Raw genomic sequence first — 12271 nt, 5'->3', positions numbered from 1 at the left:
CCTGGCTTGTAAGAAAAACTACACCCGTCTGTAGCCTTACGCGAAGTCATCCGCACAGGCCTGCCGAGTCGGGCCGTCATCACAGGTGCTCCTCCATGGATTTCAACCCACTCGACCTTATCCTGCATCTCGATGTTTACCTCGATTTGCTGGTCACCAACTACGGGCCATGGATCTACGCCATTCTGTTTCTGGTGATTTTTTGCGAAACCGGTCTGGTGGTCATGCCGTTCCTGCCGGGTGACTCGCTGCTGTTTATCGCCGGTGCCGTAGCAGCCGGCGGTGGCATGGACCCTGTTCTACTCGGCGGCCTGCTGATGCTGGCGGCGATTCTCGGCGACAGCACCAACTACATCATCGGACGAACGGCCGGGGAACGCCTGTTCAGTAACCCCAATTCGAAGATCTTCCGCCGCGATTACCTGCAACAAACCCACGATTTCTATGACAAGCACGGCGGCAAAACCGTAACCCTCGCGCGTTTCCTGCCCATCATTCGTACGTTTGCACCGTTCGTCGCCGGTGTAGCGAAAATGCCTTACCCGCGTTTCTTCGCCTTCAGCATCCTCGGCACCATCCTGTGGGTCGGCGGCCTGGTTACCCTCGGCTACTTCTTCGGCAACGTACCGTTCATCAAGTCCAACCTGTCGCTGCTGGTCGTCGGCATCATTCTGCTGTCGTTGGTACCGATGATCATCGGTGTGGTCCGCAGCCGCTTCGGTGGCTCGAATTCCAAAGCTGAATCCCGCTGATTGGCGATGTGGTCCCTGAGCGCCTGGCGCCGCCAGCGCACCCTGACCAGGCACCCGATTGCCGACGACATGTGGCAGCGGGTGCGCCAGCACCTGAGCTTCCTTGATGGCATCACGGCCGCCGAAGACCAATGGTTGCGCGAAGCCTGCGTGCTGTTCCTGCAAGACAAACACCTGACCGCCCTGCCCGGCGTCGAGCTGCATCAGGAACAACGCCTGCTGCTGGCAGCCCAGGCGCAATTGCCGCTGCTACACCTCGGTAATCTCAACTGGTATCAGGGTTTTCACGAAATCATCCTTTACCCCGACGACTTCCTGAGCCCCCAGCGTCACCGTGACGCCAGCGGCGTCGAGCATGAATGGGACGGCGAGCACAGCGGTGAAGCCTGGCAACAAGGCCCGATCATCCTGGCCTGGCCGGGTGTGATGGCCAGCGGCGGCTGGGAAGGCTACAACCTTGTCATCCATGAACTGGCGCACAAACTCGACATGCTCAACGGCGATGCCAACGGCCTGCCGCCGCTGCATGCCGACATGCGGGTCAGCGACTGGGCCAAAGTCATGCAAGAAGCCTACGACGATCTCGACCGGCAACTGGATCGCAACCCGGATGCAGAGACGGCTATCGATCCCTATGCCGCCGAAAACCCAGCGGAGTTCTTCGCCGTGACCAGCGAATACTTCTTCAGCGCCCCGGACTTGCTGCATGAGGCTTATCCACAGGTCTACGAGCAACTGAAGCTGTTTTATCGCCAGGACCCGCTCGTAAGGCTGCGGCAACTTCTCGCCGAGAACCCGGTCTATCAGGCACACGACTAAGGTCTACACGACTTCTGGTACGTGGCGTCGACGTAGGAATATGCCTATAATCGCCGCCACTTTTTGGTCAATCCGGCCAAGTGTTTCTGGTCAACTAACGGGGGCAAAGCCCAATGAGCTACAGCAAGATTCCGGCTGGCAAAGACCTGCCGAACGACATCTACGTCGCGATCGAGATTCCGGCCAACCACGCGCCGATCAAATACGAAATCGACAAAGACAGCGATTGCCTGTTCGTTGACCGTTTCATGGCCACCCCAATGTTCTACCCGGCCAACTACGGTTACATCCCGAACACCCTGGCTGACGACGGTGATCCCCTCGACGTGCTGGTCGTGACCCCTTACCCGGTTGCTCCAGGTTCGGTGATCCGCGCTCGTCCAGTCGGCATCCTGAACATGACCGACGACGGCGGTGGCGATGCCAAAGTCATCGCAGTTCCACACGACAAGCTGTCCCAGCTGTACGTCGACGTGAAGGAATACACCGACCTGCCTGCGCTGCTGATCCAGCAGATCGAGCACTTCTTCGCGAACTACAAAGATCTCGAAAAAGGCAAATGGGTGAAAATCGAAGGCTGGGCCGGTGCAGACGCCGCCCGCGAAGCGATCACCAAGTCGGTTGCGGCCTATAAAGGCTAAGAGCAGCGGCTAGCGTCAAGCTGCAAGCCTTAAGAGAAACCCCGGTAAATCCGGGGTTTTTTGTGGGTGCCCGTAAAGCGTCGTCAACATGCCGTTTAAGATCTGGCCGCTTGAGTTTTTCCTTGTTTAATTTCCTCCATTAGCGTCTTACATCCAGTCTTAAATTTCCCTCGAAATTTGAACGGTTCGTTGAATCAAAGCCTTATGCCGCGCGGGTAGACTCGCGTTTATGAAAAAGAACAAAACCTGCGGTGCGCGATTCAAAATGCTCCTCGAAGAGGCGAATATCACGACGACGGAATTTGCCGAGTTCTTGAAAATCAAGAAGCCACAAAACGTCCACAACTGGTACACCCGAGGCGTGCCCCACTACCGAATGGAAGAGGTCGCCAGACGTCTCTCTGTAAACAGTGAGTGGCTGAAAATCGGCGAAGGTCCGAGAAACTCGAAAGAACTGCGCCTGCTCGACGAATCCGGCAACGTCTTCGACGCCCAAGCGATCCGGGGCTGTTACAGGGTCATCGAGCCGACCGATGTCGAACTGCCCTTCTACAAAGAAACAGTCATCACACCCGACTCCAACAAAACCCATGTCATCAAAGACCCCGGTCAGTCCATCCGCCTTCCCCGCAGCGATCTCGACTCCCTGGAAATCAACCATGCCGACGCCATCTGTACTCGCATGATCGGCAACAGCATGGCGGAGAAAATTGAAAATGGTTCGATCCTCGCCATTGACCGCGGGCTCACGCAAATTATTGATGGCGAGATCTACGCCATCGAGCATGACGGCATGTTGCGGATCAAATACCTGCATCGCGTTCCGGGCAACTCGCTGCGCATGCGCAGCCACAACAGCGCTGAATACCCGGATGAGGTCTTTAGACCCGCACAAATCGAGGAACAAAATATCAGGGTACTGGGTTGGGTGTTCTGGTGGTCGACGCTGAACAAGCGCAGGCCAGAGGTGCCGTTCCTGTAGCACCATGGCTTGCCCGCGCTATTGACTCAAAAGATCGCAGCCTCCGACAGCTCCTACAGGGATTCACGTTTTCATGTAGGAGCTGCCGAAGGCTGCGATCTTTTGATCTTGTCCTTCCTAGAGGGAACATTCACCCCAAGCTGGGAATTCCCCAAAAAAATCAGTATGCTGCGCCCCACATTTGCATCGACCCGCCCCGCGGCTCCGATCGCACCGACAAGGCAGATGATTTTCTCGCCGAGTCCCACAGCCGGACGCAAGATCCGGGTGTACGTTTTGAAGGCTGGCGCGGTTTACCAAAAATGAACCAAGCCAGTCCCCGAGAAGCCGGCCACAAGCCGGCTTTTTAATGCCTGAAAGCCACGTAGAGTGCGGGCCGAATACAAAACACCATCTTTGACCCACACTTTGACCCACACCCAAACGCTTGGTTAGCCGCTGCTCCATCGACTCGATTTCTGTGGCACCAACGATCTGTGTCGTCTCATAGCTCACTCCTATAGCCACGCCTCACAGAGCGTCTCCGCCTGATTGAGTATCAACTGGGCCGCTTCCTCGGCTTGATCCGGCGGGTACTTGTACTTGCGCAGAATTCGACGCACCAGGATGCGCAATTTGGCCCGCACGCTTTCACGGCTGCTCCAATCGACACTGACGTTAGCCCGCAAGCTGGCGGTCAGTTCGTGGGCAATTTTGGCCAGGATCTTGTCACCCAGTTCACGTACCGAAGCCTCGTTGTTGGCCAAGGCATCGTAGAACGCCAGTTCGTCATCGTTGAGTCCAAGTGCATCGCCGCGCTGACTCGCGGCGGCGAATTTCTTGGCCATTCCGATCAGCTCTTCGATGACCTGGGCGGTTTCGATCGAGCGGTTTTGGTAGCGTTGGATCACATTGGCCAGCAGCTCGGAGAACTTCTTCTCCTGGGCCAGGTTGGTGCTGTAACGGCTCTTGATCTCGCCTTCGAGCAAACGCTCCAGCAGCTCGACCGCCAGGTTCTTCTCAGGAAGATTGCGCACCTCAGCGAGAAACGCGTCGTCGAGCAGGCCGATATTGGGTTTATCCAGGCCCACCGCCTGGAAAATGTCCACCACCTCGCCGGAGACCACGGCATTGCCGATGATCTGGCGGATGGCCAGCTCGCGCTCTTCGTCGGTTTTTTTCTGCTGGCTGACTTCACGCTTGATCAAGATCACCTTGATCGCCTGGAAGAACGCCACTTCCTCACGGACAGCTTTGGCTTCATCCAAGGTGCAGCACAGGGTGAAGGCCTTGCCCATGGCCAGCGCGGTGTCGGCAAAGCGCTTCTTGCCATCTTCCAGCCCCAACACATGGTTGGCGGCCCCGGCGAGCAGCTTGTGGCCGCCGGTGAGGAAATCGCTGTAATCGTAGCCATGCAGCAAGTTGCGCAGGACGTCGAGCTTCTCCTCCAGTACCGAATAGGCTTCATGGGCATCCACGGTCGGCCGTCCCTTGCCCTTGCTGCCGGTGTATTCCTTGAGCGCGGCTTTCAGCTCATTGGCGATACCGATGTAGTCGACCACCAGGCCGCCCAGCTTGTCCTTGAAGACACGGTTAACCCGGGCAATGGCCTGCATCAGGTTATGGGCCTTCATGGGCTTGTCCACGTACAGGGTATGGACGCAGGGTGCGTCGAAGCCGGTCAGCCACATGTCACGGACGATCACCAGCTTGAGTGGGTCGAGCGGGTCCTTGAAGCGTTTTTCCAGACGCTTTTTAAGTTGACCGGAATAGATGTGCGGTCGCAACAAGGCTTTATCCGAGGCGCTGCCGGTCATGACGATCTTGATCGCACCTTTCTCCGGATCTTCGTCGTGCCATTCAGGACGCAAGGCGACAATCTCGTTGTACAGGTGCACACAGATCTCGCGGCTCATGGCCACCACCATGGCCTTGCCGGGCATCTGCCCCATGCTCACCAGCCCCTGATTACGCTCTTCAAAGTGTGTGACCAGGTCGGCCGCCACGCTGTGAATCCGAGGCTCGGCGCCGACCACTTTTTCCAGGGCGGCCCAGCGGCTTTTTAGGCGTGACTGCTGGTCGTCCTCTTCATCTTCGGCCAGTTCATCGACCTGATCGTCGATCGCGGGTAGCTCGCTGTCTTTCAAGGACAACTTAGCCAGACGTGATTCGTAGTAGATGGCGACGGTCGCACCGTCTTCGGTGGCCTGCTGCATGTCGTAGACGTGAATGTATTCACCAAACACCGAACGGGTGTCACGGTCTTCGCTGGACACCGGGGTGCCGGTAAAGGCCACGAAAGTGGCGTTTGGCAACGCATCGCGCAGGTGCTGGGCATAGCCCACCTGGTAACGGGTCTGGCTCGTGATGTCAGGCGTTGCTTCTGAGACTTTCAACTCAGCACCAAAGCCGTATTGGGTGCGATGCGCTTCGTCGGCAATGACCACGATATTCGAGCGGTCGGACAGCACCGGGAACGTGTCTTCGTCTGCACCCGGCATGAATTTCTGGATGGTGGCAAAGACAATGCCGCCACTCGGTCGATTGGCTAGTTTGCTGCGCAAGTCACCGCGTGACTCCACCTGGACGGGCTGCTCACGCAGCAGATCCTGGGACAGCGAAAACACCCCGAACAACTGGCCGTCCAGGTCGTTGCGATCGGTGATCACCACGATGGTCGGGTTTTCCATCGCCGCTTCCTGCATCACCCGGGCGGCGAAGCAGGTCATGGTGATGCTCTTGCCCGAGCCTTGGGTGTGCCAGACCACCCCGCCCTTATGGCTGCCGCCAGGACGCGAGGCGCTGACCACCTGCCCAATGGCGGCGCGCACGGCGTGGAACTGGTGATAGCCGGCAATCTTTTTCACCAGCCGGCCGTCATCCTCAAACAGCACGAAGTAGCGCAGGTAATCGAGCAGCATCTTCGGCGCCAGGGCACCACGTACCAGGGTCTCCAGTTCGTTAAATTGACCCAGCGGGTCGAGATCCTGGCCATCGATGGTGCGCCAGTTCATGAAGCGTTCGGAATCGGCCGACAACGAGCCCATGCGCGCTTCGCTACCGTCGGCAATCACTAGGATTTCGTTGTACTGGAACAGATCCGGGATCTGCTCCTTATAGGTCTGGATCTGGTCGAAGGCTTTGTCCAGGTCAGCTTTCACATCGGCCGGGTTCTTCAGCTCCAGCAACACCAACGGCAGGCCGTTGATGAACAGGATGATGTCAGGACGCCGGGTGTGTTTCAGCCCCTGGATGCTGAACTGATTGATGGCCACCCAGTCGTTGGCTTTCACCTCAACCCAGTCGATCAAACGGACGAAGTCGCCGCGGGTTTCACCTTCTTTTTGGTACTGTATCGGTACGCCGCTGACCAATAGACGATGGAACAGGCGGTTGGCCGACAGCTGCACCGGCAGGCCCAGCTCGAGTACCTGCTTGAGCGCATCTTCGCGTGCGGCCAGTGGCACCTTGGGATTGAGCCTGGCCATGGCGCTGCGCAGGCGCTCGACCAAGACCACCTGACGGTAGTTGTCACGCTCAGGGCTTTCGCCGTCATAGGCGATAGTCGGGCCGTACAGGTGGGTGTAGCCCGCCTCTGCCAGCCAGCCGAGTGTTTCCTGTTCTAATTGGTCTTCGGTCATACGCTAGGCTCCCCAGCCAAGGCCTCGGGCTCAGGGCCGCCTGCCCACCCGTTGTACAATAAAGCTAATGTCATCACGCGCTGGCTTCCCACTCCCTGGCCGACAGTTCGCCGGTCTGGTGGAAGCGACGTATGCGGCCAATGAACTCGGCGAAGTCGCCATTCTCTTCAGTCAGTCGGTTACACATATCCCAGTCGATTTCGCTGCGTTCACGAGCAGGGATCAGAATCTGGCTTTCCGTAGGACTCTGTACATCGAGCTGAATAACCCCAATGCCATGAGCTGCGGCGAGCATGCGTAATTCTTTGAGCGTGCCGTCGCCCTCCACCGTGGCTGCCACTAGGTAGCCAAAATTTGCCCAAGATGAATTGGACACGGCCTGGAAGAAACTCTTGCGTGCATTGGAACGATTGAGCAGTAGTTTGGCTTCAAAGGACCACAAGCGGGCACGACGCTCACCCTGCACACCGACGCAATCGCGTAACTCACGAGTCCAACCAGCAGTCAGGTCTTCCATGCCAACCAAGTCTGGGTGCAGCCAGTCGTTGCCACCGCTACCCAATCGGTTGGAAGAGCGTTTTTCGTCGATTCGCATGGCGTACACCCGCTGCTCATCCGTTAACAGGTACTGAGCCAGCAAGGGATAAAGTGCATGCTCACGTACGACAGAACGCTCTGCCTGGTGGGTGGTTGGCTCGGTAATTCCTTCAGCAGCTGCCACCTCGGCACTGGCATCCATCTCCGACCAATAGTAGCGGCGCGGGCGGCCTTCGGTCGTCTTGAGCTGGAGATGTTTCTGCTGCCAGCGTGGACGGGACCCAGAAATTTCCGCCACTAACTGTTGAACCAAGTCGGCGTCGGTTTGCATATAGCTGGCACTACCCGCTTTCTTGACCGCGCATTCGGCAGGAAATTGCTCGAATATCCACTGCGCCAGTTCGCGGGCGGTTTGTTGGGTATCTGGCAGGCTTTGCAAGCGTTCGATGACACGTTGACGGAGATTCAGGGCCATATCAGACAGCCACCGACAACATATTATCGATGGCGGCTTCCGTTTCCGGCAGGCGCATCTGGCCGGAGATCAGGCGCGGCAGCAAGGTATCGCGGATTTGGGTGAGGGTTTTGACTCTTTTGTGATTTTCAATCCATCCTGAAAAAATTATGGATGCTATGTCGTCAAACGCCTTTAGAACCTCATCATTTATCGGGAGAACTAACCTTGCGCTTTCAATCCCAGTGGTACTTATATTTGCCTGAGCACTACCGCTCGCCCCATTTACTATTTGATCAATCATAAATAAATTTTTAAATGCGATATATACTAGCCATCTATTGCTTTGATTTGATAACTTAGGTTCGAATTTAGCTACGCGCTGATTGAGAAGCGGTGTTTCGCCCTCGCACGTAACAACCACTCCCGTCTTCCCAATTGTAGCCCCCGTCATAGCCATCAAGATATCACCATCTTGCAAAGCAAATTTTTTAGATTTTTGCGCTTGATCATGATCAACGTACTGCACGTTTTCTAGATCAACGGTTCCGTCACCAACAATGTTTTTAATTTTTACTACGGGAATACCCGACTCACAAAAAACATTACTTTTAAATGCAAATCCGCTTTTAACGACAGCAATATCACCAATAGAACCAGCCTTCCATCCCTTTGGCACCAACCCCAGCTCGGACTCTTCAAAGCTATCCGGAAACAGCGCGGCGGTGGCCGCATCCATCCCTTCCGGCTCAAGCCCTTCTGCCTTGGCCCGCACCGGGTCGAAATCGACGAACCAGGACTTGAACAGCGCTTGGGCGATGGCTTCCAGGGTGGCGTTGGTTTCGCGTAGCAGGGTGATGCGGTCGTCAAGCGCTCCCAGAGTTTCAGCAACCTGTTGTTGCTCACTCAAGCTCGGAATTCTGACAGGAAGCTGATAAAAATCGTCCCGACTTGTCGATGGAATCGCTGAGCCAGAATCCATTCCATTGATGTCATAAGTCAAAATTGAGTAGTAGGCCCATTTTATATTGAGTCCAATCTTAGGCTTCAAATAAAACGCAGTATCGATCACAAAAAACGGAATCTGGCTGTAATGAACGCCTCTATACGCTCCTTTCCGCCCTATTACTATACCTGCACACGGACATAGCGGAGTGTGATGCCAACCAATAGGCCCATTAGTTCCGTAAACAGGGAAACCTCCCCCTGCGTTTTTATAGTCACGAATAGACTTACCATACTCAAGGGTAGCAATATCACCCCATGTTGCTTCCTGCCACTCAGAACTCATAGCCTATCCTCTCTAGCGTCTGGCGGATCGACTGATCGAGTTCCGCGCCCTTGGCCAACTGCTCACCAAGTAGCGCTGTGAGATTCTGCATCTTTTCAGCAAAAGCTTCGTCGTCGTCTTCGATCGCTTCGGCGCCGACATAACGCCCTGGGGTCAGCACATGGCCGTGCTCGGCGATTTCCGCCAGAGGTACGCTGCGGCAGAAGCCGGGGATGTCAGCGTATTCGGCGATTTCACCGCCGACATCCAGCGGTACCCCGCGCCAGTTGGCTACGGTTTGGGCAATGCGCTCGATGTCGCTGTCGAGCAGCTCGATCTGCACCCGGCTTACGTTAGTACCGAGCTTGCGCGCATCGATAAACAGCACCTCGCCAGGACGAGCGACCTTCTGTTTAGTGAGGAACCACAAGCAGGCGGGGATCTGCGTGTTGAAGAACAACTGACCGGGCAACGCGACCATCACTTCGACCACATCGGCCTCAACCATGGCGCGGCGGATGTCGCCTTCGCTGTTCTGGCTGGAGCTCATCGAGCCGTTGGCCAGGACGATGCCGGCGCGGCCGCTGGATTTTAAGTGGTAAAGCATGTGCTGCAGCCAGGCGTAGTTGGCATTGCCTGGCGGCGGCGTGCCATACACCCAGCGCGGGTCACCTTCGAGGCTGCCGTGCCACCAGTCGCTGATGTTGAACGGCGGGTTGGCCAGGACGAAATCGGCGCGCAGGTCGCTGTGCTGGTTGCGGATAAAGGTGTCGGCGGGCTCACGGCCAAGGTTGAAATCAATGCCGCGGATCGCTAGGTTCATTGCCGCCAAACGCCAGGTGGTCGGGTTGGACTCCTGGCCGTAGATCGACACGTCGCCGAGCTTGCCGCCGTGGGACTCAATGAATTTTTCCGACTGCACAAACATGCCACCCGAGCCGCAGCAGGGGTCGTAGACCTTGCCATGGTGCGGGTTGAGCACCGCGACCAGAGTTTTGACGATACTGGCCGGGGTGTAGAACTGTCCGCCGCGCTTACCTTCGGCACTGGCAAACTGGCCGAGGAAGTATTCATAGACCTGGCCGAGCAGGTCGCGGGCCTGGTGGACATCGCCACCAAAGCCAATGATAGAAATCAGATCGACCAGTTCGCCGAGTTTGCCGTCTGGCAAATGAGCCCGGGCGTAGCGCTTGTCGAGGATATTTTTCAGTGGCGGGTTTTCCGCTTCAATATCGGCCAGGGCGTCATCGATGCGCTTGCCGATGTCCACCTGTTTGGCGTTGGCACGGATGGATTCCCAACGCGCCACTTCCGGTACCCAGAACACATTCACTTCTTTGTAGTAGTCGCGCTCTTCCAACTCGCTGGCCAGCAGTTCGGCGTCGTCACTGCCAAGGTAGTAGTCGTCGCCGGCATCGGCAAAACGCCGTTCCAGCTCGGCACGACGGCCGGCGAAGCTGTCGGAGATGTACTTGAGGAAGATCAGGCCGAGCACCAGGTGCTTGTATTCGGCGGCGTCCATGTTGGCCCGCAGCTTGTCGGCAGTGGCCCACAGAGTTTTTTTTAGATCTTGCAGTGTATTGCTAGGCTGACTGGCAGCGGCTTTGCGCCCGGTCTTCTGTTTGGGGATTTCGGGCTCGGTGCTGGCGATGGCTTCGCTGGGGGCCAAACGGGCGCGTGCGGCGCTAAGCGCTTGTTCGGCCAGACTGTTGGCTTGCTCGGCTTCGTGGTGATCCGCCATGGATTGCTCCTAACCTTCGACGCAGCTGCACTGCGCGCTGAAAACGAAAACCCGAGCGCGGAGCGCAGGGGCAAAATATGGTCTGCATGATAACGGTCAGCTCGATCAGTGTCTGGCCGGCTTTGGCCGAGCGCTGAGTAGCGGCATGCCATCATCCTTTTTATATGTGATAATGTCCTTTATCACACGTAGTAACGCCAAACAGCGAAATGTTTACTATGACAGATACCTGCCTTCTCCTAAGGGGAAGGTTGGCAGTTCGAACCTGCCCTGGGAAACCATATTTTACAAGGCCTCCAGCGCTCCATAAAAAATAAAAAACAGTTCATGGGTGCATCGTGGGTGCTTCTAAAAAGGATTTGAGTATTTTTATTGGTTATCCGGCTCATTCATATCGTCTCACCCTCAACGGATTGAGAAGCACAAATGTTAGAATTTCTGATTAATAACTGGCTATCGATCGTTTCCATACTGATTGGTCTCCTGGTCGCATACGTCTCTTATCGTGTGCAGAAAAAGGATTCGGTTTCAGCCTCCGTCGAAAGGAAGAAACACGCTCACTCTGAGCTGCTGGATGTAATTGAGAGCTACCTGATCAATAAACAGCAGCTTTCCGAAAGCGTCATAGAAAATCTGATCTACGCAGCTGAGCGGGCTCACTTCGTTGCTCTGCGCCCCGAATGTACAACTATCTCTCTTCTTCAGGATGTTGCGTTGCGCCTGCAACGTAGTAGACACCTCGACATCCCTCAAAAATCTGAGTACTCCGTTGCGATCGACTCCTTGATTCGGGATGTGAGGGCCAGCTCTCAGCCTCTGACTTGGGAAAAAATGAAAGACGAAAGCTCGGGGATCATCACGGAGGTCGTAGGGTTAGTTCCAGAAGACAGGCGGATGGATGTAGAAGACAAGCTTCTAACTTTGGGCGCGATCGGAACCCTTGCTAAAAGCTTCGGTGAGGTGACCATGATAGAGGATAGAAGCACCAGGCTTACATGGTTCACTGCCGCTGTTTCCGGGGTTGCAGCGACATTGGCTGCGTCCTCAGTTGGCACAAAGCTACTCATGGGGGGAGAGGGCCTGAGTGGCTTCTTTGCAAATAGGATAGTAATCCTCAGCATTTTGGGAATGCTCATGATCGCTCTAGTGGCTACTGTCTTCGCTTGGCGCAATATGGAAAAACAATCAAATAGAGCCTGAGGTGCGCAGAGTTGCAAGTTTATCCCGAATTTTCAGCACGGTCGTGGTAGAGCAACCCGCATGCTTAGCTGTTGTACGAATGCCAAGACCGGCGCCGAGTAATTCTGTAACGCGCTTATGTAGGTCATACCTATAACTGCCGTAGTCGTATGATGGCGCCTGTGATGTCTTGAGCATTCCGGTCTAGCGTTTCCATGGCCGCAATTGCATTAGCGGCAACGCTCCCCACTCCATTGTAAGCGTCCGGCCAACACA

Annotated in this window: 9 protein-coding genes; 5 read left to right on the top strand and 4 right to left on the bottom strand. The window is 56.0% G+C overall.

Annotated features, from left to right (window positions below; all coding sequences use genetic code 11):
• Positions 1–95: 95 nt before the first annotated feature.
• From NL64_RS10920 to NL64_RS10905, 4 genes are all read left to right on the top strand, one after another.
• Complete coding sequence (locus tag NL64_RS10920) at positions 96–752, top strand: DedA family protein (RefSeq protein ID WP_034148103.1); 657 nt, start codon at positions 96–98, stop codon at positions 750–752.
• A gap of 6 nt (positions 753–758) precedes the next feature.
• A complete protein-coding gene (locus NL64_RS10915; RefSeq protein WP_034148102.1) occupies positions 759–1571 on the top strand; it encodes a zinc-dependent peptidase in 813 nt (270 codons plus the stop codon).
• Positions 1572–1684: 113 nt separating this feature from the next.
• Positions 1685–2212, top strand: a complete 528-nt coding sequence (gene ppa / locus NL64_RS10910) for an inorganic diphosphatase (protein ID WP_007990564.1) — start codon at positions 1685–1687, stop codon at positions 2210–2212.
• A gap of 229 nt (positions 2213–2441) precedes the next feature.
• Positions 2442–3194: a S24 family peptidase gene (locus NL64_RS10905; RefSeq protein ID WP_034148101.1), complete on the top strand. Its 753-nt coding sequence runs from the start codon at positions 2442–2444 to the stop codon at positions 3192–3194.
• A gap of 497 nt (positions 3195–3691) precedes the next feature.
• Here the strand turns inward: NL64_RS10905 and NL64_RS10900 are convergent, their stop codons facing one another.
• From NL64_RS10900 to NL64_RS10885, 4 genes are all read right to left on the bottom strand, one after another.
• On the bottom strand, positions 3692–6814 hold the full coding sequence (locus tag NL64_RS10900) for a type I restriction endonuclease subunit R (RefSeq protein ID WP_034148100.1): 3123 nt from the start codon (positions 6812–6814) through the stop codon (positions 3692–3694).
• A 73-nt stretch (positions 6815–6887) separates the two neighbouring features.
• Positions 6888–7826 carry a COG2958 family protein gene (locus NL64_RS10895; protein ID WP_034148099.1) on the bottom strand — a complete coding sequence of 313 codons (939 nt, stop codon included), beginning with the start codon at positions 7824–7826 and terminating at the stop codon, positions 6888–6890.
• Between the two features lies 1 nt (position 7827).
• Positions 7828–9096 carry a restriction endonuclease subunit S gene (locus NL64_RS10890; RefSeq protein ID WP_034148098.1) on the bottom strand — a complete coding sequence of 423 codons (1269 nt, stop codon included), beginning with the start codon at positions 9094–9096 and terminating at the stop codon, positions 7828–7830.
• Positions 9086–10816 carry a type I restriction-modification system subunit M gene (locus tag NL64_RS10885; RefSeq protein WP_034148097.1) on the bottom strand — a complete coding sequence of 577 codons (1731 nt, stop codon included), beginning with the start codon at positions 10814–10816 and terminating at the stop codon, positions 9086–9088. Before NL64_RS10885 ends, NL64_RS10890 begins: the two co-directional genes overlap by 11 nt.
• Before the next feature lie 426 nt (positions 10817–11242).
• Between NL64_RS10885 and NL64_RS10880 the strand changes: the two genes are divergently transcribed.
• Complete coding sequence (locus tag NL64_RS10880; protein WP_034148096.1) at positions 11243–12016, top strand: hypothetical protein; 774 nt, start codon at positions 11243–11245, stop codon at positions 12014–12016.
• The last annotated feature ends 255 nt before the right edge of the window (positions 12017–12271 follow it).

The organism is Pseudomonas fluorescens (genome assembly GCF_000802965.1).
In the GTDB taxonomy this organism is placed as follows: domain Bacteria; phylum Pseudomonadota; class Gammaproteobacteria; order Pseudomonadales; family Pseudomonadaceae; genus Aquipseudomonas; species Aquipseudomonas fluorescens_A.
This window is presented reverse-complemented; position numbering and strand designations above follow the sequence as displayed.

Excerpts from the sequence above, each read along its gene's own strand:
- NL64_RS10920 (WP_034148103.1), top strand. The coding sequence starts at position 96 with ATGGATTTCAACCCACTCGACCTTATCCTGCATCTCGATGTTTACCTC.
- NL64_RS10915 (WP_034148102.1), top strand. The coding sequence starts at position 759 with ATGTGGTCCCTGAGCGCCTGGCGCCGCCAGCGCACCCTGACCAGGCAC.
- ppa (WP_007990564.1), top strand. The coding sequence starts at position 1,685 with ATGAGCTACAGCAAGATTCCGGCTGGCAAAGACCTGCCGAACGACATC.
- NL64_RS10905 (WP_034148101.1), top strand. The coding sequence starts at position 2,442 with ATGAAAAAGAACAAAACCTGCGGTGCGCGATTCAAAATGCTCCTCGAA.
- NL64_RS10900 (WP_034148100.1), bottom strand. The coding sequence starts at position 6,814 with ATGACCGAAGACCAATTAGAACAGGAAACACTCGGCTGGCTGGCAGAG.
- NL64_RS10895 (WP_034148099.1), bottom strand. The coding sequence starts at position 7,826 with ATGGCCCTGAATCTCCGTCAACGTGTCATCGAACGCTTGCAAAGCCTG.
- NL64_RS10890 (WP_034148098.1), bottom strand. The coding sequence starts at position 9,096 with ATGAGTTCTGAGTGGCAGGAAGCAACATGGGGTGATATTGCTACCCTT.
- NL64_RS10885 (WP_034148097.1), bottom strand. The coding sequence starts at position 10,816 with ATGGCGGATCACCACGAAGCCGAGCAAGCCAACAGTCTGGCCGAACAA.
- NL64_RS10880 (WP_034148096.1), top strand. The coding sequence starts at position 11,243 with ATGTTAGAATTTCTGATTAATAACTGGCTATCGATCGTTTCCATACTG.